Source organism: Microcoleus sp. PH2017_05_CCC_O_A (assembly GCF_020738785.1).
GTDB lineage: Bacteria > Cyanobacteriota > Cyanobacteriia > Cyanobacteriales > Microcoleaceae > Microcoleus.
In genome coordinates this window covers 149,606-172,842 of the sequence record NZ_JAEQCB010000006.1, presented here as the reverse complement: position 1 = coordinate 172,842, position 23,237 = coordinate 149,606, and the positions used below count along the sequence as shown (strand labels likewise).

General features: G+C 44.9%; 17 protein-coding genes and 1 pseudogene. 10 read left to right on the top strand and 8 right to left on the bottom strand.

Features of this window, described 5'->3' with window-relative positions:
* Positions 1–398: 398 nt before the first annotated feature.
* The 6 genes from JGK20_RS02500 to JGK20_RS02475 all read left to right on the top strand — a co-directional run bounded on the left by JGK20_RS02500 (position 399) and on the right by JGK20_RS02475 (position 11,088).
* On the top strand, positions 399–1,001 hold the full coding sequence (locus tag JGK20_RS02500; protein WP_293176460.1) for a superoxide dismutase: 603 nt from the start codon (positions 399–401) through the stop codon (positions 999–1,001).
* A 998-nt stretch (positions 1,002–1,999) separates the two neighbouring features.
* On the top strand, positions 2,000–6,343 hold the full coding sequence (locus JGK20_RS02495; RefSeq protein ID WP_293189525.1) for an amino acid adenylation domain-containing protein: 4,344 nt from the start codon (positions 2,000–2,002) through the stop codon (positions 6,341–6,343).
* 469 nt (positions 6,344–6,812) lie between these two features.
* On the top strand, positions 6,813–7,106 hold the full coding sequence (gene clpS / locus JGK20_RS02490; RefSeq protein WP_293145351.1) for an ATP-dependent Clp protease adapter ClpS: 294 nt from the start codon (positions 6,813–6,815) through the stop codon (positions 7,104–7,106).
* A 1,119-nt stretch (positions 7,107–8,225) separates the two neighbouring features.
* Complete coding sequence (locus JGK20_RS02485) at positions 8,226–8,957, top strand: cytochrome c biogenesis protein CcdA (protein ID WP_293145339.1); 732 nt, start codon at positions 8,226–8,228, stop codon at positions 8,955–8,957.
* Between the two features lie 195 nt (positions 8,958–9,152).
* Positions 9,153–10,559 (top strand): cytochrome c biogenesis protein, encoded by a 1,407-nt coding sequence (locus JGK20_RS02480; protein ID WP_293224025.1) that lies wholly within the window; start codon positions 9,153–9,155, stop codon positions 10,557–10,559.
* 316 nt (positions 10,560–10,875) lie between these two features.
* Positions 10,876–11,088: a DUF2283 domain-containing protein gene (locus JGK20_RS02475; protein ID WP_293229200.1), complete on the top strand. Its 213-nt coding sequence runs from the start codon at positions 10,876–10,878 to the stop codon at positions 11,086–11,088.
* Between the two features lie 157 nt (positions 11,089–11,245).
* On the opposite strand, the gene queF is transcribed toward JGK20_RS02475, so the two are convergent.
* A complete protein-coding gene (queF, locus tag JGK20_RS02470; RefSeq protein ID WP_293229197.1) occupies positions 11,246–11,665 on the bottom strand; it encodes a preQ(1) synthase in 420 nt (139 codons plus the stop codon).
* Between the two features lie 145 nt (positions 11,666–11,810).
* On the opposite strand from queF, the gene JGK20_RS02465 reads away from it, so the two are divergent.
* Entirely contained in the window at positions 11,811–12,401 is a 591-nt protein-coding gene (locus tag JGK20_RS02465) for a hypothetical protein (protein ID WP_293189527.1), read from the top strand.
* Positions 12,402–12,694: 293 nt separating this feature from the next.
* On the opposite strand, the gene speD is transcribed toward JGK20_RS02465, so the two are convergent.
* From speD to JGK20_RS02440, 5 genes are all read right to left on the bottom strand, one after another.
* On the bottom strand, positions 12,695–13,117 hold the full coding sequence (gene speD, locus JGK20_RS02460) for an adenosylmethionine decarboxylase (RefSeq protein ID WP_293176472.1): 423 nt from the start codon (positions 13,115–13,117) through the stop codon (positions 12,695–12,697).
* Between the two features lie 292 nt (positions 13,118–13,409).
* Positions 13,410–14,471 (bottom strand): pentapeptide repeat-containing protein, encoded by a 1,062-nt coding sequence (locus JGK20_RS02455; RefSeq protein ID WP_293176474.1) that lies wholly within the window; start codon positions 14,469–14,471, stop codon positions 13,410–13,412.
* A 1,520-nt stretch (positions 14,472–15,991) separates the two neighbouring features.
* A complete protein-coding gene (locus JGK20_RS02450; protein WP_293210265.1) occupies positions 15,992–17,200 on the bottom strand; it encodes a general stress protein in 1,209 nt (402 codons plus the stop codon).
* Positions 17,201–17,279: 79 nt separating this feature from the next.
* A complete protein-coding gene (locus JGK20_RS02445) occupies positions 17,280–17,459 on the bottom strand; it encodes a hypothetical protein (RefSeq protein WP_293210267.1) in 180 nt (59 codons plus the stop codon).
* 158 nt (positions 17,460–17,617) lie between these two features.
* Positions 17,618–18,097 carry a BON domain-containing protein gene (locus JGK20_RS02440; protein WP_293176480.1) on the bottom strand — a complete coding sequence of 160 codons (480 nt, stop codon included), beginning with the start codon at positions 18,095–18,097 and terminating at the stop codon, positions 17,618–17,620.
* A gap of 473 nt (positions 18,098–18,570) precedes the next feature.
* Between JGK20_RS02440 and JGK20_RS34415 the strand changes: the two are divergent.
* Positions 18,571–18,633, top strand: a pseudogene (locus JGK20_RS34415) (hypothetical protein); the annotation flags it as partial.
* 87 nt (positions 18,634–18,720) lie between these two features.
* Here JGK20_RS34415 and JGK20_RS02435 read toward each other — a convergent pair.
* A complete protein-coding gene (locus tag JGK20_RS02435) occupies positions 18,721–19,266 on the bottom strand; it encodes a hypothetical protein (RefSeq protein WP_293210272.1) in 546 nt (181 codons plus the stop codon).
* Positions 19,267–19,331: 65 nt separating this feature from the next.
* On the opposite strand from JGK20_RS02435, the gene JGK20_RS02430 reads away from it, so the two are divergent.
* Both JGK20_RS02430 and JGK20_RS02425 read left to right on the top strand, forming a co-directional pair.
* Positions 19,332–20,732, top strand: coding sequence for an S-layer homology domain-containing protein (locus JGK20_RS02430; protein WP_293176484.1), 1,401 nt, complete (start codon positions 19,332–19,334; stop codon positions 20,730–20,732).
* A 493-nt stretch (positions 20,733–21,225) separates the two neighbouring features.
* Positions 21,226–22,260, top strand: a complete 1,035-nt coding sequence (locus JGK20_RS02425; RefSeq protein ID WP_293176486.1) for a histidine kinase — start codon at positions 21,226–21,228, stop codon at positions 22,258–22,260.
* Between the two features lie 195 nt (positions 22,261–22,455).
* Here JGK20_RS02425 and JGK20_RS02420 read toward each other — a convergent pair whose 3' ends face one another.
* Positions 22,456–23,202: an FkbM family methyltransferase gene (locus JGK20_RS02420; protein ID WP_293176488.1), complete on the bottom strand. Its 747-nt coding sequence runs from the start codon at positions 23,200–23,202 to the stop codon at positions 22,456–22,458.
* Between the last annotated feature and the right edge of the window lie 35 nt (positions 23,203–23,237).

Here is a 23,237-nt window from a genome sequence, read left to right as displayed (position 1 = left end):
ACTGTTTCCAGACCGCTGACTATTAGTTTCAAATTCAACCATTTAGGAGGGGAATTAGTCTGGTTATTTGAACGGTTTTCCATTGACTGCTCCGGGAATTTGTTGGACTTGCTTACAGCTTAAGTTAAATTGAGCTTATATTTGATAAAAAACAGGTTTAATTTATTTATAACCATCATTAAAATTCTGTCTAGTGACAATTTCCTACCAACTTTTATATATTGCCCAGGCGGGTTGACTTTTAGGCAATGTTTGTGCTATGTGAAACCTGGTATTAGTAGATTTGGTGAAAAGTAGAATTCAAGATTCTAAAATGCTGCAACTGAGATAAAATGGCTCAAATCATACAAAAGCCGGAAAGTCAACCCAAAAAAGCCACCAAGAGAGGATTGAACACAATGGCATTTACACTCGCACCATTACCCTTCGCCGCTGACGCCCTAGAGTCAGGTCATATGTCGGCCAACACGTTTTCGTTCCACCACGACAAGCACCATGCTGCTTACGTGACCAATCTCAACAAACTGATTGAAGGCACCGAACTAGCCAGCAAATCCCTAGAAGAAATTGTAATGGAATCTGCCAAAGATCCATCCAAAGCCGGCATCTTCAACAATGCAGGTCAAGTTTGGAACCACAATTTCTTTTGGAATTCCCTCAAAGCGGGCGGCGGCGGCACTCCGACAGGAGCTTTAGCTGATAAAATCAATGCCGACTTTGGCAGCTTCGACAAATTCAAAGAAGAATTTAAGGCTGCTGCGACAACTCAGTTCGGCAGCGGCTGGGCTTGGCTGGTTGTGGACAACGGTACTTTGAAAGTTACCAAAACTGCTAACGCTGACACCCCGCTAGCACACGGCCAAACTCCTTTGCTGACTTTGGATGTGTGGGAACACGCTTATTATTTGGATTTCCAAAATCGCCGTCCCGATTACATTGCTAATTTCCTAGACAATTTGGCTAACTGGGATTTCGCAGCAGCAAATTTGGCTGCGGCTTAGTAACATCTGAGTTTTAGAACTGAAGTCCTCACTACGAACTTTTATCGGTTTGTAGTGGGGACTTTAGTTTTTGTTTCCGAGGACTGAAGTTCTCGCTACTAATACCGGTAATGGGTAATTGGTAATTGGTAATTGGTGAGGGGCTTTTAAGCTTTTAACCTGAAAGCTTTTTTCTGATTTCCGACTACTGATTACCAACTATCGATTACCGATTATCCTAATACCATCTTTCAGAAATCGTGCGACATAACAATTGTTGGATTTGTTGATTTTCCCCGATATCTAAGGTGCATCGCCAGTCGAAAAGTCGATTCAATGCCTGGCATTGAAAGAGAGCGACACACTCTGCAAATACAGTCGCATCATTTTTAACAAATGGTATATAGCCTTTCTCAAAAAGATGAGGTATGGCTGACAGCTTACATAAACGCTTAAATCAAGAGCGCCTTCTTCCCAACAACGTCCGCGAATCTTTGTGAGAACCGCTATAACTTAATAGGTTCGCTTAGTCCTGCAAAAGTAATGATGTAATTCGATGTAACCATTTCTATACAAGGATTAAGAATGCGAAAAACATTAATTGTAGACCACTAAGTAGGTCGGCGCTGTAAAATGCAAATATGTAAACGATTGTAAAGTATTCAAATACACATCTAGCAGCACTCGTTAGCCTTGTTTACATATTGTTACATAATAAAGTTTATTTAATCTCGCCTACCTACCTACTTAAATGGATGTAAAAATAGGTGTGGTATTTTAGGTATTTCCACTGCCTTGCACGGTATCTTAACCTGTGGAGATCGAGCCATGTGTGGGAGGGAAGGGATAGTAAAGACCTCCCGACCTCGCAAAATCGGCACTTTTCCCCTTGCTATAGCAATTTTGTTGTAACAGATAGATGTGGGGACAGATAAATGTGTGGACAGATAGATGTCTGGAGAGATATATTTTAAATATTGGGTGCAGAAACTTTTAACATAACTTTGGGAGTCTAGAAAATGACAAAAAATGTATCGGTAGTGATTCCATCTTATAATTGCGCCCAATTTTTACCGGAAGCAATTGAGAGCATTCTGGAACAAAGCTACCCTCCGTTTGAGGTGATCGTAGTAGACGATGGCTCTACTGATGATACGAAAGAAGTCTGCGATCGCTACCCGAAAGTAACATACGTCTATCAAAATAACCAAGGTGTGGCGGCTGCACGCAATACTGGTCTGCGGGTTAGTACGGGAGAGTATATTCTTTTCCTGGATAGTGATGATTGCCTGTTACCTGAAGCGATCGAGATTGGAGTCAAGCATCTCAACGCCCTGCCAGAGGTGGGCTTTGTCTTTGGTCGTTATTTCTTCTATTCCATTCAACCTGATGGCTCCTACAAAGTAGAAGAGAAATATGAGAATCAGCCTGAAGTTGCTAATTATGAAACTATTTTAGCTATCCGGCATAGGATTCAATGCGGTTGTATTATGTTTCGCCGTGCTGCCCTCGATACTGTCGCCATTGAGTCTATCGGTGCATTTGATCCAAGTGTATTAGCGATCGAAGATTACAATTTATGTTTGCGAATTGCCCGTAATTTTCCTGTCTATTTCCACGGTGAAGTCGTTTCTCAATATCGCTACACTGGCAATAATATATCCAGTAAATCGACCTACTTTCTGATCCATGCAATTCGAGATCATTCTCAGCAATGGAGTTACGTTGAACAAACTAAAAAAGAAGAATATCTAGTTGCCTATGAAGAAGGAAAAAAACACTGGACTAAGCTTTTTGGCGATCGATTGCCTTACGAAATCCAGAAATATATACGAGCTAAAGAATGGGTTGCAGCCTTGGGGATCCTGAGATTAATCTTGTATTACGATCCCAAATTCCAATCTATCGATCGGGCAATCTACGAAACATCCTATGCAACTCTGATGTCAGAGGTACGAAAGCTCCCCCTTCAAGACTCCTTAGCCTATTGGAAAAAACAACTTGCTGGAGCCCCTCCTTTATTACCCCTACCCACTGACCGACCGCGCCCCCCAGAGCAATCCTTTCGGGAAGCTTCTCTGTCTTTTGGCATTTCTGGGGAAATCGCGACTGCCTTAGGTATATTGGCCGAGCAGGAAGGGGTCACTCTCTCAACAACCCTGTTAGCCGCCTTTAATATTTTGCTGTATCGCTATACAGGTACAGAAGACGTGATTGTTGGCTCCCCTTTTGTGAGCCGTGTGAATTCAGAAAATTTTGTGAATGCTGTCCCCCTTCGTACAGATATGTCCGGCAATCCCACGTTCCTAGAGTTTCTGGGACGAGTGCGGAAAGTCGTTTTGTTAGCGCAAGCCTATCAAGATGTACCCTATTGTTTGTTGGTCGATCAATTTTGTCCCGAGATCGATTTGAGCTATTCTCCTCTGTTTCAAGTGACCTTTGTCTTTGAGGAAAATATTCCCTTCCAAACGATCGATCTGTCAAAATTAACAGCAAGTCCTTGGGTGATTGAAAATAACGAAGGGAAGTTTGACTTAACTTTGTACTTAAAACCAACCAGCGAAGGATTGGAGGGGAGTTGGTCTTACAGCAGGGATTTGTTTGATGCAGAAACCATTGAACGAATGAACGAGCATTTCCAGATTTTGTTGGCTGGGATTGTGGCTCATGCAGAACAACCGATTTCTGCATTGCCGTTGTTGCCAGACAAAGAGAAAAATTTGTTGCTTGTGGAATGGAATCAGACTCAAACAGATGAGTCACAAGATCGATGCCTCCACCACTTAGTGACTCAACAAGCAGAAGCAACTCCAGAGAAAATTGCGGTTTCCTTTGAAGGTCAAACATTAACTTACCAAGAACTGCATCAACGCTCCAATCAACTAGCCCACTATTTACAAAAAAAAGGGGTAAAACCAGATGATTTAGTTGGCATTTGTGTCGATCGTTCTCTGGAAATGCTGGTGGGATTATTAGGTGTGCTGAAGGCGGGCGGAGCCTATGTTCCCATAGACCCGAACTACCCGGACGATCGCGTGGAATACATGATCGAGAATTCCGAAGCCAAACTATTGTTAACACAACAGCAGCTTGTCAAGAACCTGCCTACCAAAGCAGCCAAAGAAGCATTGGTCATCTGTTTGGATGCGGATTGGTCTCTCATTGCCCAAGAGAGTCAGGAAACACCGATCGCAAGTGTTACGCCAGAAAATATGGCCTACGTCATTTACACGTCTGGTTCTACGGGTAAGCCCAAAGGCGTACAAGTTCTTCACCGCGGCGCAGTCAATTTTTTACGTTCGATGCGCGAGCAACCGGGAATCTGTGAGGCGGATATTTTGCTGTCTGTCACCACTCTCTCGTTTGATATTGCAGTCTTAGAACTGTACTTACCCCTGACTGTGGGAGCGCAGGTTGTCATCCTGAGTCGGGAAGCTGCCATGGATGGCAGAAAGTTATTAAGGACGATCGTCCAATTGGGGATTACGATCCTGCAAGCTACCCCAGCGACTTGGCGATTATTATTGCTGGAACCGGGTTGGGAAGGTCAGTCCCGGATGAAAATGCTCTCCGGTGGGGAAGCCATGCCCAAAGAATTGGCTGCCCAATTGTTAACCAAAGGTACAGAACTTTGGAATATGTACGGGCCGACAGAAACAACAGTTTGGTCAACGGTTTATCAAGTCAAAGATGCCGAACAGCGAATTTTAATTGGTAAGCCGATCGCCAACACCGATATCTACATCTTAGATCCTCTCCTGCAACCCGTTCCCATTGGGGTGGCTGGGGAATTACATATTGGTGGTTCAGGATTAGCCCGGGGCTATTTGCAGCGTGACGATTTAACCACAGAGAGATTTATTCCTAATCCATTTCGGGAAAGCGAACGAATCTACAAGACGGGGGACTTAGCGCGTTATTTGCCAGATGGAAATATTGAGTGTTTGGGTCGCCTAGATTTTCAAGTCAAAATTCGCGGTTTTCGGATCGAACTCGGTGAAATCGAGTCTGTTTTGGTCAAACACCCCAAGGTGCAGCAGGCCGTTGTCATCGTCAGGGAAGATGTTCCAGGCGACAAGCGTCTAGTGGGTTATATTGTCGCCCTCAACAATCAGAACCCCACCATCCAAGAACTGCGAAGTCTGCTCAAAGACTACGTACCAGAATATATGGTGCCGTCTATCTTTGTTTTCTTGGAAGCTCTACCCCTAACACCTAATGGTAAGGTCGATCGTAAAGCTCTACCCGTACCCGAACAATCTCGCGAAGCAAAACCAGTCGAATCCGCCACACCCAATCCTCCCGCTCCCTCCGAGACGACAAATAAAGTACAGCAAGAAAAGCCAAGAGAATTGGCCCGTCCCCAGGATGATTTGGAAATTCAACTCATCAAGATTTGGGAAAAAGTATTGCATACTTCACCCATCAGTACCACAGATAATTTTTTCGAGTTGGGAGGACATTCCCTATTAGCGATATCGCTAATTCGTGAAATAGAGGAAACCTACAAGAAAGAGCTATCTTTAGCTATTCTTTTCCAATCACCAACGATTCAGCAGTTGGCTAACACCCTTCGCGAAGAAGGATGTTTGTCTTCTGCACAGGCTTTAGTCACGATTCAGGAAGGCAGTTCCAAACTACCTTTATTCTTCATTTACGGCATATTTCTTTACTATGATTTGTCAAGACACCTCGGCAAAGACCAGACCTGTTATGGAGTTTATCTCAACGAGGAAGTCAGTATGTTCCAAAAGGATAAACTTGACAAATCACCAACGGATTTAGTGAGTGTTGCAGATATGGCAACTCGCTATCTCAAAGAAATCCAAAAACATCAACCTAAAGGGCCTTACCTCCTAGCGGGTGAGTCATTAGGTGGCTTAGTAGCCTTTGAAATGGCACATCTACTTCATTTACAGGGTGAGGAGGTAGCTTTACTGGGTCTTTTGGATAGTGCGATTCCAGGAAAAAACAAACTGTCATTCAGCCAGAAGCTGGCTTTTCATCTCAAAAAGCTGCGCCAACAAGGGCTTCCCTATTTGTTAAAAAAGATCCTAAAATCGAAGACTAAATCGACTTCTGGCATGATGATTAATAATCATAAGGTAGATCCTGGAGTAGAGTTTCGGAATTACGCTTTCAACAGTTACAAGCCACAACCTTATCCAGGCAGGGCGGTTTTGTTCCGAGCGAAGGATGAAAGTCACTTTAGCACTTTGGAAAACTGGAAGGATCTGGCAGTTGGAGGATTAGACATATATGATATCCCTGGAGATCATCTAAGTATTCTTCAAGAACCCAATGTCCCTGTCTTGGCCGAAAAAATGAAAGTGCATATCGATCGAGCCTTAGCAAAACTTTAGGCTGTTGAGTTGAACGACTTATAAAAGCGATTCAACAGGCTATGACAGATCGAACAATGCGTCAAAGCGTCGCCAATCTGGCGGCGCAAATCCAATCTGAAAATGGTATTTTGCCAATGCAGTTGCTATCGTACAGGAAATCTAAAATCCTGATACTGTTTGCGAATAACCGGTATTTTAGTGGAGGAATTCAAAAGGGAGCATCTCTTTTTTGAAAAAATTAATTATTATAGTGCGCCCTGTCGCGAGCTCGCGAGTGCTGCAATACTCGCTCTTCGGGGATAGCACTATAGTAAATGCAAAACTGAGATGCTCCCATTCAAAATCCCGTAAGTCATTCCCGAATCTAAAATCTAAAATCCGCGAAGGGGACAGTAAGTGCCGAGTTCGGTTCAGAAATCTCAAATTGTGTTATAGTGCTATCGGTAACTCTTTTACAAATTTTGTAGTTTCAGTGGCTGTTCGCGCGATGACCTCTTCACCAACCATAGCACCCGTTCGATCGAGTCAAGTTACCCGCAAGCCTTATCCAAATTATCGGGTAATAGTCCTCAACGACGATTTCAACACGTTTCAGCACGTTGTGGAATGTCTGACTAAGTACATTCCAGGCATGACGAGCGATCGAGCTTGGAAACTCGCCGACCAAATCCACAACGAAGGCCAGGCCACCGTCTGGGTTGGCCCGCAAGAGCAAGCAGAACTTTATCATATGCAATTGAGCCGTGCTGGGCTGACAATGGCTCCCCTAGAGTCTACTTAACTGCTATTGGCAATCCTGGACGCATTTTAACCAAAATCTCTCCTGGGCTAGCCGTGCGATGAAAGCAATCTCAGCCTCAAAGAGATTGCTTTCATCGTATTGCACCTCAGACAAGGAATCTTGGTGTTGGTGCTGATTTACCAACTCAAATTGTTGATATTTTAGGATTTACACGCGCGGGTGAGAAACCCGGTTTCTTCTTAAATACTGCGCTTCCACACCAATATTTCTCGCACAAACCGGGTTTAGAAGAGCGTTTAGTGTATTTATCTACTTAAATTTTTAAGACCACACTTTGGTTAATACATATAGCCTTTCTTAGAAAGATGAGGTATGACTATAAATGGAGTTTTTAATGCGACCTCGCTTACTATATAATAAATATAAGAGCGCTCGCATCCCAACAACGTACCTCACTTTTTTGAGAACCACTATAGATCTACAGGCTGATTTAAACCCAGAACTTATTGGAGTCCGCTTAGCTAAATTTGAAACCTGCCAAAATGGCAACATGACTCTATCTTGATGATTTAGATTATTGGAAAAGGTGAATAATCTTGCAATCACTTAGGAATGAGAATTAAATAACTTACAAATTGATGGTTTTTGTGGGATGGGCGTCCCGCCCGTCCTCTCATGACTGGCGGGACGCCCATCCCACAAATATGTATAAATTATTTAATTCGCGATGCTTATTGGGCTGGAATTGCCAAAGTCCTTTGAATCAAATTTTCGGACGGGTTCGTCTGTCCATCCCACAAGAAAAAAAAATTGTGGATGGGCTGGCGAACCCGTCCTAGCTATTTTTGCAACAAGTCTATTATCGCAGTTGACGATCGCCCGCGAGCACTCTCAATCAGGCGATCGCGCTCACATCTCAAATCTTGAACCGAAGCGACCCGAATCTGTTACAATTTTCAACATAGCCAGAACATCACACTCGCCGGAACTCACTTGCATAGGGATATAAGCCCCGACTTAAGTCGTGGAGAACCGAAAAAATAGATATTTAGTTGAATATCCCAGATTCATCTGTAGAGTCAATCTAAAATCTAAAATCTCAATTCGATGACACCGGAGTCAATCTAAAATCTAAAATCTAAAATCTAAAATCGACCGATGGAAACCCTGCAAACCCAACTTTATCAACTCGCACAATTTGCTAATAATTTAGTCAACACTCAACTGACACACCTGAGTTTAGTCAGTGTCGGAGTGATTTTTCTGGCAGGGTTGCTAACGAGCTTGACGCCCTGTATGCTTTCCATGTTGCCGATCACGATCGGCTACATCGGCGGATACGAAGCAAAAAGCCGCCTGCAAGCTGCTGCCCAGTCGGCATGGTTTGCCCTGGGATTGGCGACAACTCTTGCGGGTTTAGGCATTGTAGCATCATTTGCTGGTCAAGTTTATGGCAAAATTGGTCTGGGTTTGCCGATCGTTGTCAGCATCATCGCGATTTTAATGGGGCTGAATTTACTGGAAGCCTTACCCTTACAAATGCCGTCTTTTGACGCTGTGGGCTGGGTTCCGAAAGATTTGCCTGCGGGCGTGCGATCGTACTTATTAGGCTTAACTTTTGGTTTAGTAGCTTCTCCCTGTAGCACGCCGGTTTTAGCTACCCTATTAGCTTGGGTTTCCAAAACGGGAGATCTGGTTTTAGGCGGTGTGTTGCTGCTGTTTTACGCTGCGGGCTACGTGGCTCCGCTGATTGTAGCAGGTACTTTTACCGCGAGCATTAAAAAGTTGTTAGAATTGCGCCGTTGGTCGAGTTGGATTACGCCTGTTAGTGGCGTTTTATTAGTAGGATTTGGCGTGTTTTCTCTGCTTTCCCGCATTCTTCCCGCCTAAAATTCGCAGTAAGATTCGTAGTAAGGTTCGTAGTAAGGACTTCACTCCTTTAAGAATTACCGAAAACAATACAAAATTGAAGGATACAGAGAATTAATTAATTGTGATTGGTAGTGTGTTACCCAATTACCAATTACCAATTACCAATTACCAATTACCAATTACCAATTACCAATTACCAATTACCAATTTCCAATGATATCAAAAGAAGTATTTCTATCTAAATTATCAGACTGGGCGACTGCGCCTCTAAAGTTTTTCAAGCGAGAACTTTTGCCAGTGCTGGCAGATTTGCGGCTGGCAATTATCTTGCTGCTGGCGATCGCATTTTTCAGCATTTCCGGCACCGTCATCGAACAAGGTCAATCTGTAGAATTTTACCAATCCAACTATCCAGAACACCCGGCTTTGTTCGGCTTCCTAACTTGGAAAGTTGTGCTGATTTCAGGACTAGACCACGTATACCGCACTTGGTGGTTTTTGTCAATCCTAATTTTGTTCGGCAGCAGCTTGACAGCTTGCACTTTTACCCGACAATTTCCTGCCCTAAAAGCCGCCCGCCGCTGGAAATTTTATGAAGAACCGAAGCAGTTTGAAAAATTAGCTCTCAGTGCGGAATTAGAAACAAGTTCTTTGAGTTCGTTAGAACAACTTTTGCAGCAAAAAAATTACCGCATATTTCGAGAAGGTGAAAAAGTTTATGCTCGCAAGGGCATAATTGGTAAAATCGGCCCGATTATTGTTCACGCGAGTATGCTAATTATTTTAGCTGGGTCGATGTTTGGCTCGATGACTGGATTTATGGGTCAAGAATTGGTTCCTAGCGGTGAAACGTTTCGGGTGCAGAATATCACTGATGCTGGGCCTTGGGCGGGGCCACAAATACCGAAGGATTGGTCGGTGCGTGTGAATCGGTTCTGGATCGATTATAGTCCGAGCGGGGCGATCGACCAATTTTACTCGGATCTGTCAGTTTTGGACAAAACAGGCCAAGAGGTCGATCGGAAAACCATTCACGTTAACGAGCCCCTCAGATACCGGGGAGTCACCTTTTATCAAGCAGATTGGAGCCTAGCCGCTGTCCGAGTTCGCCTCAACAAAAGCCCGGTTTTACAATTGCCAATGGCTCAGTTAGATACCCAAGGTAAAGGCCGAATTTGGGGTGCTTGGATTCCGACAAAACCAGATTTGAGTGCAGGAGTTTCTCTGCTAGCAAAGGACTTGCAAGGTACAATGTTAGTCTACGGTACTGATGGCAAATTGTTAACTACAGTTCGCGCCGGTACAGCGGTGGAAGTTAACGGAGTGATGCTGGCAATTGATGAAGTTGTTGGCAGCACGGGATTGCAAATTAAAGCCGATCCAGGAATTCCGCTCGTTTATACTGGCTTTGGGTTGCTAATGCTCAGCGTGATGATGAGCTATCTGTCTCACTCGCAGATTTGGGCTTTGGAAAAAAATGGCAAGCTATACGTCGGCGGGCGCACTAATCGCGCTCAGGTGATATTTGAACGAGAAGTTGTGGAGATTTTGGACAAGTTGGCAGAATTGAAAACAGCAGAGACCAAAAGTGCGATTACTGAGACTTCTCTAGCTAATTAAAACTAATTGTAGGGTGGGCAATGCCCATCTTACATCCGGGTAAAAACGATAATTAAACAGGAAATAAAGGTGATAAAAAGGATTGAATTCAGTCAACACGCCTTACTAAAAATAGAAATTCTAGAAAGTCGCGGGGTGACAATATCAACAGATTTTATCTGTGAAACTATTAGAACTCCTAGTAAGTTAGAAGCAAGTGGTGAAGGAAAGTTTATTTGTCAACAAAGATTGAATGGACTTGTCCTGAGAGTGGTTTACCAATAATATAATGATAAAATTTTAGTAATTACTGCTTATCCGGGTAAGAGGTCAAGATATGAAAAAGATTAGATACAGCCAAGATGTAGATGCGATGCTGATCGAAATTTCCGTAGCTTGCGGGGCGGAACGCCATCGCCCGATCGCCTATGCCGAAGATGAAGGGCAAATGATTCTGCACTATTCTAGCAGCGGAGAACTGGTATTGATCGAAATATTAGATGTGAAACAATTTATCTCCTTAGAATCTCTCTCCGAAGCAATTAAGTAGGGTGTTCTACTCTAGCGTTATTTTCGAGCCAAACCAACAATCTCACTGACGCACCGAAAGCAAAAAACGGTGCGTCAGAATCATGCTTTCGGTGCTGATTGAGAATCTCAAGGACGCCCCTACCGCAATCAGTACCAGCCGCAGAAGACTCAACCTTCTACTTCTCGTGCCGCACCTCAACCACGGTATGCACGTTCCCCCGTGGCAGAAAATCCCCCTTAATCGTCACGTACAGCGGCGCGCAAGCTGCGACAAAATCATCTAAAATTTGATTGATCGATTCTTCGTGAGAAATGTAGCGATCGCGATAACTGTTAACGTAGAGCTTCAGCGCCTTCAACTCGACCACCCGCTCGTCGGGCACGTAAGTAACGTGAATCGCCGCAAAATCGGGATAGCCTGAAAACGGACACTTGCAAGTAAACTCCGGCAAAGTAATGTTAATCGTATAGCGCCGCCCGACTCGCGGGTTCGGGAAAGTAATTAACTCTCCTTCCAAAATCTCGCGTTCGCCGTATTTCATTTCCTCGGTACTTGACTTTTGCGACATACTTTGTGCAGTTGGGTGGTTGTTCATAGCGATCGACTGAAAACTTCTAAGATTTAATTAAACTCACTCTCAAAATCTGTAACAAATATCTTGACGAATTGTGTTGCGATCGATCTAATTGCAAATACTCTCAGGCTAAACTTAAAAAAGTTCACCCTCGCCATCTACAATTATGCAAAATACTACCTTATCTGACAATACGAACCCTGAAAACTCAAATAGTTACTCTCCATCGGTACCGATTTCCCTCTATCGAGAAGTCACGGCGGAATTGCAAGCAGCCCAAGCAATGCTCGACTCCCTCAAAACCCACAACCAGCAATTAGTTCAACAAAATCAACAACTGCGGCGAGAAGTAGAAACAGTAGTTCAAGTATCCCAGCAGCTACAACAAGTAGTCAACTCGGCTCAGAACGTCACCCAGACTGGGATGCCTCAAATGCCCTCAGTCAAATTCAATTTCAGCGTTGAACCGGAGCCCCCAGCACCTGTAACCTCGCGGACTAGCTCTGCCGTACCTCAACCACCTCAGAAAGTGGCTTTCCCCTTCCCTCTACCGGAGCCAACAGCCCCTCCCATGCCGGATACACTGCCAGAAAAATTATTTGCAGAGGTGCCGGAAACTCCTTACCGCATTCGATCTCAACCCAAAAAAGCCTCAGACTTAAGTGGATTGTGGTTGGCGATCGCCATTTTTCTGATTGTTATTGCTGCCTTCGGTGCAGGTTATTTAGTTGTTCGCCCTTTGTTAAAGGGAAAGTGACACTCCGCGTCCTAAACGCGTGGGGATTCTTGGTTCCGGCGTTGCTTAATCAGGGTATGAAAAAAAATAAGTTAAAAATCCCCAAGCTTTGTCGATAGTGGTTTCTATGACTGGCATATTTAGCCTTTCATACCGTAAATCAGCAACGCCACAAAAGATTTTGAAAGCCGCCCTAGAACGGCGGGACTTTAGACCCAATTCTTCGGTAAATTTCAACAAGAATCCCACGGCTCGAACCGTGGGATTTTAACGAAAACCTAGCATAAAATATTCAAAGTTACGCTAATTGGCTATCATCCTCTGGCTGCACTCGTTTCTACTAAACGAGGTGCATACTGCTCTTCACAAGCAGAACCTAGAATGCCCACCCCGGGCTCGAAACCGCGCGTGAACTCAGTGAGTTTTACCTGTTTAGCTTCCAAAGCTGTCTGTAGCACCTTCATGGCTCGGTGAGGGTCGCCGGCTCCGCAGAAAAATAAGTCTGCTGCAAAATAACCGTGTTCAGGCCAAGTATGGATTGCTATATGAGACTCTGCCAAAGTTGCAGTAGCCGTCACTCCGTGAGGACTAAACTGGTGTACGCACAAATCGATGAGAGTAGCTCCTCCGGCTTCGATCGCATCGAGTATGGCGCGGCGGATACGTTCAGGATCGTTGAGGAGGTCTCCAGGAGACTCCCAAGCATCAGCGACCAGATGGGTTCCCAATTGTTTCATTCTGCGGGGTTTTACCTCTAACTCACAATGTCTCAAACCTTTTGACAATAGCACGGATTCTAGAAATTTTCAAGTAAATTACCAAAAAAATTCCAAAAAATAGTTGCGAGGGCCCTCGCAACTATTTTTTGGGGCGCTTTGTCGCCAGTCAAACGCCGGTGCGAGATCTCGCACCGGCGAGTAGCGCGCCACTGCAAAAAAGCGACGTAACGTAAGTGAAGCTTTTGACTTCACGCGCGATCGATCGCTAGCCTGCTCGCAACTGACAATCAACACGCTACCGGACATCCGATCAATCGCGGCTGTGAGTAGCCCCATTCGGCAAAATAGCCCCGCTCAAAGCCGCTTGGTTCAAATTAGCAACATTCAAGCTAGCCCCAATCAAATTAGCCTCCGACAAATTAGTTCCTGTCAAATTTGCCCCTGTCAAAGAACTCAGCAGCAAACCCGCTCCCGACAAATTGGCGTGACTCAAATTCGCTCCCCGCAAATCTGCTTCCAGCAAGCTAGCACCCGATAAATTTGCACCGCTCAAATCAGCTCCCCTGAGAGAAGCTTTGTTCAAATTCGCAGCCCTCAAATCAGCATTATGCAGAATTAAACCATTCAAATTAGCTTTACTCAAATTAGCGCCTTGCAAGTCAGCACCGCTCAAATTAGAACCATTTAAATTAGCTCCTTTCAAGTCAGCACCGCTCAAGTCAGCACCGCTCAAATTAGCAGCACAAATACAAGCCTCCCGCAGACTTGCTTCGCTCAAAATCGCCCCAACCAAATTGACACCGCTGAGATTTCCGCGATTGAGATAAGCCCGAATTAGATTTGCACCGCTCAGGTTTGCTCCGTTCAAATCTACTTCGCTCATAATTGCTCTAGTCAGATTTGCTCTGCTTAAATCAACCCCGCTCATAATTGCTCGGCTCAGCGTCGCCCCGCTCAAATTAGCCTCAATTAGTTTCGAGCCACTTAGCAAACAAGCTCCGACTAAACTCGCTCCAGTCATCACAGCTTTGCTCAAGTCAGCGCGAGACAATATTGCTCCGCTGAGATTTGCTCCGCTAAAATCGGCTCCGATCGCCACAGTTCCCGTTAAACTACAACTGCCTAGGTTCGCTTCAATTAATTTCGCCTTAGATAAATTAGCCCCGCTCAAGTCGGCACCATTTAAATTAGCTCCTATTAGTTTACTTCTAATTAAGTTGGCCCCTTTCAAATTAGTGCTGCTCAAATTAGTTCGACTGAGATTAGATTCAATCAAATGAGCGGCAATGAGGTTGGCTCCTCGAAAATCTCGTTCCCCGTTTCTATGTCTAGTTACAAGTTCATCGGCACTTAAAATCTCAGTGAAATTCATAAAAAAATTGAGTGAGTTTCCTTAATTTCTCGATGTTCAATGTTGTCTGAAAGTTTGTATGCTCGTGTTTGCTAGTCAGTTCTTAAACCAATACTGCCGCAGTAATAATTATCAAAACTGGTTGATTTCTAGCATCACCCTGATAATTTACGTAGAACTCACGAAAAGCCACCCGGTTTTTCGTAAAAGTAGGGCTTGGCTAGGGGCATTTATGAAGAAACCGAGTTTCTCGCTTCCGCCTGTAAGTCTTATGCTGCTAAGAGTTAGTTGCGGCTGATGTTAGTTGTTAATTGTTAGTTGTATTTATACTAACTGCTAATCACTAACTATTAACTACTAACTATTTACAAAATATCGATAAATCGATAAGTTGTCGATCGCATATTTTTGGGGTTCTTGCTGGCGGCACCCGCGCCACATTCACAGCCCACAAATTGCTGGTACAGGGGAGCAAATCTATTCTATTAGTTCCCGAAAGAAATAAGGACTCGAAGCTTCAACTCCGAATATCTTTTAGTTTTTGCCTTCTTTCTTCGATCGCCCATGAAAGCAGAGCCCGGTCAGCTCAGCTAGTGTCACCTCCCCCCACTGTGCTCAATGCAGCGTGAAATCGAACAGGAAGGCTGTTTCGCTCGCCTGGCCGATCGAGTCCCAGGCGAAACCAGCAATAGGCTGCCATGGGCCTGAGATTTCGCCAAAAAAAGCGCCGCGAGCCGTTCCCGTACTCCCGCGCTGCTGTGCTTGTTGTTAATGTTTACTCGATCCATGAGCGCTTGCGCTTCTAATTAACAGAACGCCCGACACCAGACGCGCTCCCGGACATAAAAGCTGTTCCTGGGCTGGAAAAAATGCTTCGCTGAGGCATTCCCAGAAAAACTATATTCCTTTAGCCGGTCTTGCCTAAGGCAATTGGGCTGCTACAGCCAACCAATGACCAGCCTAAGTCTTGCCCCAAGGCGACGACAATAATTATTCTAATAATTGCCGACCACCGCAGGCCGTACTCGGCGCGCGGGACTGGCTACTTCACCTGATATAATTTGCTGAAATTAGCCACCCCATAATTAAAGATAGTCGCTCTTTGACTAACGGGGCAATCTCTGCTGCAATTTTAGTCATCCAATTTGATAATACTCCAGGGTTTGCAACCCTTGCAGTAGTGAGTGTTACAGACTCACAAATCGCTGCGGATTTAGAGTGTAAAAATTTATAGAGCCGATCGACCAGCCGACCCAAAGCCCAGCTCGCACTCTCAAAATTCAACTTTTGCTTGGTCGCTTTTTTGAGGTTTCCCGAACAAAACAAAAGCCGGCTTTCACAGAAAAAGCCGACTTTTGAGAGAATTTTACCCGCATTCGGCTAAACGCCTGCGCCCTAAACAATCCGAGTGCGCCAGTGCGATCGTCCCAGCCGTCGGTAGAAATAATAGACATCTCCAATAATTATTGTGGAACAGGCATCTTGCCTGTTCCAGACTTGCTTTTTTGGAGAGATCTAATACCCAAACAAAGTCTGAAGGATCAAACCCGACGCTTGCCAGCAACGCCCTGATTGGGGTCGTAAATACCAGGCGTAGTATCAGCGCCGGGAGTGCCGGGAGTGCCGTAATCTGCCCGAGCGGTATCCACGCTGGGAGAGTCGTAGGTGTTCCAATCCTGAATGCCTCCGCGGCTCAGAACAGCCCCAGCTTTAGCGACTTCTGCTTCGCTGCCGTCAACCAGTACCAAGTAATCTCCCCTCGCCACTCGATCGTTATAAGCTCTGGCTTCCTCTTCAGGAATTCCCAAACCGACTAAAGCTCCGATCAAGCTACCCGCAGCCGCACCCAAAGCAGTACCTGCTAGCGTAGTGGCGATCGCCGTAGCCGAGGCTCCAGCCAGCATAATCGGCCCGATACCCGGAATTGCCACCAAGCCGAGACCTACCAACAAGCCAGTCAAACCGCCCAGGGTTCCGCCTGTGAGCGCACCCTTAGTCGCCCCTTCATCGGCCTTGTTGTCTGCGCTGTCGTGCACGTCAATGCCTGCGATATCCCCTTTAGAATCGCCATCCTTAGCAATGACCGAAACCCGATCCATGTCGAAACCCCCTGTTCTCAGTTCTCCCAGCGCGTGTTCAGTCTCGCGGCGAGTGGAAAACACGCCCACAGCGCGCTTGTGGCGACCCATCGATCTGCGGCCGGTGTCTGTAGGCACATCGTAAATGCCCCAATCCTGAATGCCCCGCACGCTCATAATTCCTTCGGCGGTGGCCAACTCAGCATCCGTTCCTTCTACGAATACCAAATATTCTCCGCGCGAGAGGCGATCGTTATAAACCTGAGCTTTGGCTTCGGGAACACCCAAACCGACCAAACCGCCGACCAAACCGCCAGCAGCAGCCCCGATCGCGCCTCCGACTACAGTATCAGCAAGCAGAGTGGCGATCGCGCCCCCCGCCATCACCGGGCCAACTCCCGGAATCGCCAGCGCCCCAATACTTCCGAGCAACCCAATCAAACCGCCCGTCACGACTCCCGCTGTCGCGCCTGCTTTTACGCCGCCGCCGACTTTCTCGTCGGTACTCTTACCAGCGGTAGCGCCCGCAATTTCGCTGCGATCGAGATTTTCTCCAACTACCGAAACCTTATTCATCGGAAACCCGCTACTTTGCAGTTCCATCAAGGCTAGTTCCGTATCGCGGTAATTAGAAAACGATCCTACAGCCCGTTTGTGTTGACCTAAAGCCATTTCTTTTCTCCTTCAAAAAATACTGTTTTTACACAACTACAGAATTTACGATCTGCTTGCTGCCATCAATCACATTTAGTCATTTTTTCCCCACATTTTTCATCGGTCGCTGGGAATAACCTCGACCTCTATCTTCCGACAGGTTTCCACTAATCATCGGGAATTTTAAATCGTAAATTGCCAATGGCAAATTGCCAATGGCAAATTGCAGGTATTGCGCGAGTTTGGAACGCGGATTTTTGAGTGGGTTAATCTTCAACTCTTTAACTCAAAAAAACGCAACCGGAAGATTCACGTAAGCGTTGTAATCCACTGCGAAAGCACTTTTGAAATCCCCAATTTTCCCTCTTACTTGTATCGGTTAAATCCGTCAAACTATCCGTTACCAAATCCGTTGCCTAACTTCCTTCTAATTTATTACTTGGTAGGCGATGCGGCGGGTGCAGCGGGGGCGACAACAGCCGTAACATTCACGCTTTTGACACCCTTAATTTCTTTAGCTAGCGGCTCTATTTTAGCTAAATCAGTTTGATTTGGAACTGTGCCACCTACGGTAACAGCCCCGTCTTTTGCCTCAACAGTGAGCGCACCTTTAGTAATGTTCACTTCCAACTTAGAACGAACTTCACTTTTCAGGTCGCCATCGGCTCTGATTGCATCGCCACCAGTCACATTGTTGCGCTGTTCTCTGGCCCTGATATCAGAATTTGCTTGGGCTTTGCGAACATCGCTAGTTGCGTCGGACTGAGTTTTTTGAACATTCTCGGCTGGGGGCGGGCTCTTGACATTTTCTGTGGTAGAATTAGGAGCATCGGCGCTAGTTTTAGCCCCCTCAGTGCAAGCAGCAGCTCCAAATAATAGGAGACCGCTGATGAGAATTGGTGTTAGTTTATTCATAATATGTTAATACCCTCCGGGTAAGCTGTCGATGAGTGAGACTTCGTTGAGTGAGATTAAGCCACACAGAATTTTAGCTGCTGCTTTCTGCTCTCTAAAAAGCCTTATCTCAAACATATAAAATTTAGGAATCCGCTACATCGCTCCACAGGTGTAAAATTTACCTCTGTCCTTAGATAGAGTACAAAAAATAAAATAAGGTCTTATAGCATTTTAGATTTTAGATTTCGGCGCGAGCGTCGAACGATTTTAGATTTTAGATTTCGGCGCGAGCGCTTGTCGAAGTGTCGAAGGATTTGCGATTAGGGATGAGTTACTGAATATTGGTTTGAAGCTGACAAAGCAGTTGCATTCTTTTTTCAAACGGGTATTAGATTAAATTTAACTTAATTATTCCGGGACGCACTATTCATCATCAATCAGGTTGATTCGATATTTTTAGTTACCAAAGCTAATATTTTTAGAGATTACCAATTACCAATTACCAATTACCAATTACCAATTACCAATTACCAATTACCAATTACCAATTACCAATTACCAATTACCAATTACCAATTACCAATGACTAATGACTGATGACTGATGACCGATCGCTGACATCCGTTGCCGAACTTCCTGCTTCAATACAAACGAAAAGAGTCGAGAAATTTTTGAGCATTTTCTGGCTCTGGAGTAGTAGCAACCAGCCCGTAAACGCGCTTTTCGACCAAAAAAACTTGACCGACACCTATAGGTTCCTTGGGAGAAAGTGGCTGAAACTCAAACTCTTTTCCCGGGTAGCCGCCCAGGGAAATATCACGCACTTGCAGCAATTTAGCATTTGCAGCCACGACAAAAAAATCTACTGCATTATTTAAAGTAATTTTGATATTCTTGTTGCTAGTCCGAAAATCTAGGTCAAAATATTGAAGTAAATAAGTTTCTTTGTTTTTTAAGATCGACCTGTATGTATGAGTGGTAATTTGAGTTGAAAAAGTTTCAGTATTAATTTTGGGATTTCCCGGCATATCGATCGCAAACTGACCCATTGCCGAGCAAAACGGCTGCCACTCCGGCTGAGGAAGTGGCGCCCGCAGCGGGGCTGCTTCAGCTTTTGCGGGACTGCCAAACTTGACGGCCGAAACAAGTAACGTAGCAGTAACTAGGATTATATGCAGAAATTTCATTTGGGTAAAAATTATATTTGTCCGATCTGCGCTAGCCTAGAAATATATCCGCAAACGAGGGATTTATGCTGAATATTATACGTACTCAACGGCGAGGCAACTCGATCGGCCCAACCAAAACCAGTAAAACTAATAAAACCAATATACTCGCTACTGCAAAGACTTGGCTGGCTATCAGTCTGCTGGTTTCTGTGACAGCTTGTGCAAACAGCCCCAACAGCAAAGCCCTCGAAGAATCGGTAGCCGCCGATCCGAAATTAACCGAAACTCCGCTTCCCGTCCCTGTTGCTCCCCCAGCGACAGCAGTTGAAACCAGCACAACCGCCAAACTTCCTGCCGATTTCCCGACAGAGATTCCACTCTATCCTAATGCTCAGTTAATCGAAGTTGGTGCGCCCAGCGATGGACAGTCAAAAAACGTGCGGCTGCGCTGGGAAAGCACAGATCCGGTTAATTCGGTTCAGAACTTTTATCAGACAGAATTTGGGCGCAGGAATTGGCAAATAGTCAGCCGCCCAACCGCCGAAGGACAAGGTTCTTTGGTAGCAACCCGAGATAAATTGCGGGTAACAGTGTCGCTTTCTGGGACTCAAAAAGTAGGAGGTTCTACAGAATTTGCGATCGACTACAGCAAAGAGGGCCCAGAAATAGCAGCCAGTCCCCAACCTAACAATTCCGAGTCTAGCCCATCTCCAACCGCTTCACCAAGTCCATCAAATTCAGAAGGAACTACTCCAACCCCATCCGCCTCGCCAAAATCAGAAAAAGTTAGCCAACTAGACACCAAAATTCCTCAACAGTTGCAGCAGTACGTGGCAGATTTGGCTCAGTTAGAAGCACTGAAAGTGCGATCTAAAAGCGGTGCCAATTTAGAAACTGGCAACAGTTTACCCGAACCCAACAAAATTGTCACCCGCCGCGAATACGCCCGCTGGTTAGTAGCAGCAAACAATCAGATTTATGCCAGCCGTCAAGCCAAACAAATTAGATTAGCAGTAGAATCTAGCGAACCGGCCTTTTCTGACATACCCAAAACAGATCCAGATTTTGCAGCAATTCAAGGTTTAGCAGAAGCCGGTTTAATTCCGAGTTCGCTTTCTGGAGAAACGAAAGATATGAAATTTCGTCCGGATGCACCTTTAACCCGCGAAACAATGATTCTTTGGAAAGTACCATTAGATACTCGTCAAGTTTTGCCTACAGCCAACATTGACGGAGTAAAAGAAAAATGGGGTTTTCAAGATGCTTCTAAGATTGATTCCCAGGCGTCGCGAGCAGTTTTAGCTGATTTCAACAATGGAGATTTGGCGAATATTCGTCGGGTTTTTGGTTTTACTACTCTCTTTCAGCCGAAGAAATCCGTGACTCGCGCCGAAGCTGCTGCAAGTTTGTGGTATTTTGGCGTTCAAGATCAGGGATTGTCGGCTAAAGATGCTCTGCAAGCCAAGTCTCAACCAGCCCAGTAGAGTTGTTTGGGATGATTAAAAATTTTAAACAAAGCCTCAACTTAAACAAAAAAAGGTTCGTAGTGAGGACTTAAGTCCTTCTTTTGCTGAGGACTTAAGTCCTCACTACAGGTTCGTAGTGAGGACTTAAGTCCTTCTTTTGCTGAGGACTGAAGTCCTCACTAAAAACCTGTTAGATTATCATCCTGACTCTGGTAGAAAAGTCTCGCTACTTTAATTTCTCTGCCCGAGTCACCGCCACAAATCCTTGCAAACGCCATAAATCATACATCTGCCTCTCTGTGCGCGGTGCGCGCGCTACGGGATAGATGTTTTCTATTACTCTTGCTTAGTCTTAATTTCTGTATCCTGCCAGACAAGCGCTGCATTTGGCTGGCAAACTTTGTACATATTTTAACTAACACTTGGAAAAACTCTCAGTAGAATTCCGGATGGGGTAACGGACGTAAGGATAAATGAAAAAGAGTGTTTGAGTCTGGGAGAGCGTTTTCTAATGTACGATATTACCCTATTTACCCCGCAAGACATCGCGAAATGCAGTTTAGTGCTGCGCCAGTTCGGTAGAAATTCTGCTAGTATGGAAGCTAGCAGCCAGAAAATTGTCAAGTATATTTACCAACATTTTTGCGATTCGCAAACTGGAGAAAATAGCTGTGTTTTGGTGCGTTTGTTCAAAACTCATCCCTACGGGGAATTAGAAGAATCATTGCAACAATCCGCCCGCCGCTTAATGAATGGCAAATCCCCTGCCGCCGACATGAAATGCTGGACTCTACTAGCAACCGCAGGCATAGAACCGCAGTGGAATTCTCGGCACACAGCAGTAGAAAATACAGCTATTCCCTTAGTTAGCACCGAAGTAGTAGCCAAAATGCCGGCGATTTCGGAAACCATCAGACAGTTCGGTTTAGATATTCCTACAGTCCTCGGCATCGAGGGAGAAAGGTTTCTGCAATTAGAACCAGCAGTATTAAATATTTTTCACGTATCCGAGGCAAAAGGCAGCCCCTTTATTCCGGAACAAGATTCCTTAATTATCCCGTACAAAGTCAAGTCTGTCTTGGCATTTGGGGGACTTTTGCGATCGGGAAGTTTGTTTACTGTAGTCATTTTCCTTAAAGTAAAAATTCCCCATAGCACAGCTCAATTGTTTAAACATTTTGCACTTAGTGTCAAAACGGCTCTGTCTTTGTCTGACGAAAAAGATGTTTTTAATAATTCAAAAACATCGGCAAATATTGTGCAATCTCACAATGCTTACGAAAATCAATTACTGGAAAATCAAATTGCTAGTTTGATTCAATTGCTGGATTTTTCGGAGCAGGAAATGCTCAGGCAAGCAGCTCGTTTTGAACGGATAATTGATAAGTTGCAGCGCGAACTTGCCGATCGCAAAAACAAGGAACAAGCTTTGCAAGCAAGTCAAGAATCATTCAAAGGCATCATCAATACTCCCGAAGATGTTATTGTGCGCGTCGAGGAAAATCAAGGAATGCACAGTTTTAATCAAGGTGAAGAACTGATTTAATCCAAGTTCAGCAGTCCTGGGCGCACTCCGACAAAGAAACCGGGTTTTTCCCTAAATCTGCGAATCACAACAAAGTTTTCTCGAAAAAACCCGGTTTCTGGCTCCCGCGCGTAAGTCCTATTCTGTTAAAATTGGTTTGTAGTTAGGACTTCAGTCCTTCAAAAAGTCTGAGGACTGAAGTCCTAACTACGAACCTTATTTAGGGTTGGGGGTTCGGGATGCTAAGATCGAGCCGTACCATTTATCTATTGGCGTTTGCTTTGTGACCCGAAATCCTAAATTTTCAATAACTTGTCGGGTTTCGGCGTGAGTGTGACCAGACCACAAGTGATATTCTAAAGACAGGTTTTGCACGAGTTGCCAAGAATCTCGGTCTTCAAATAACAGCCATTCTGCACCTTCGCAGTCTACTTTGGCTAAATCGACGCTGCCGCCAATGCGATCGATCGCCCTTTTCAACGATACCATCGGTACATCACCGTTTTCGCTGACGCGCGATCGCGTTTTTCCCGATACTTCCCGAATATCCAGAACTACTCTACCATCTTCGGCTCCCACAGCCTCCATAAAATAGGTAAAATTGGCAATTTCAGATTGATGTTTGAGGTAAATTTCTAAGTTTGGATTAGCTTCGTAGGCGTGAATTACAGCTTGAGGAAATCGATTCCGGGCGGCGATCGGAAATAACCCGACATTCGCCCCGATATCGAGAACTTTCATCAGCGATTCAGATAATTGTTCCACTCCGTAACAGTCATCTAAAAGCACTTCAATAAATTCTCCATCCATGCCTTTCTCCTCCGGCAAGTTTACTTGTTGGCGATTTCCTTGCACAATTAAATTACCGGGCAAATTAAAGCTAGCAACTCTCTTGAATTCTACACCTAACTTTTGGGCGCGGATTTTACGTTGCAAAAGTTGCAGTATTTTATTGACAAGCATAGAAGAATATTAAAAAAAAATCATTTTTATAATAA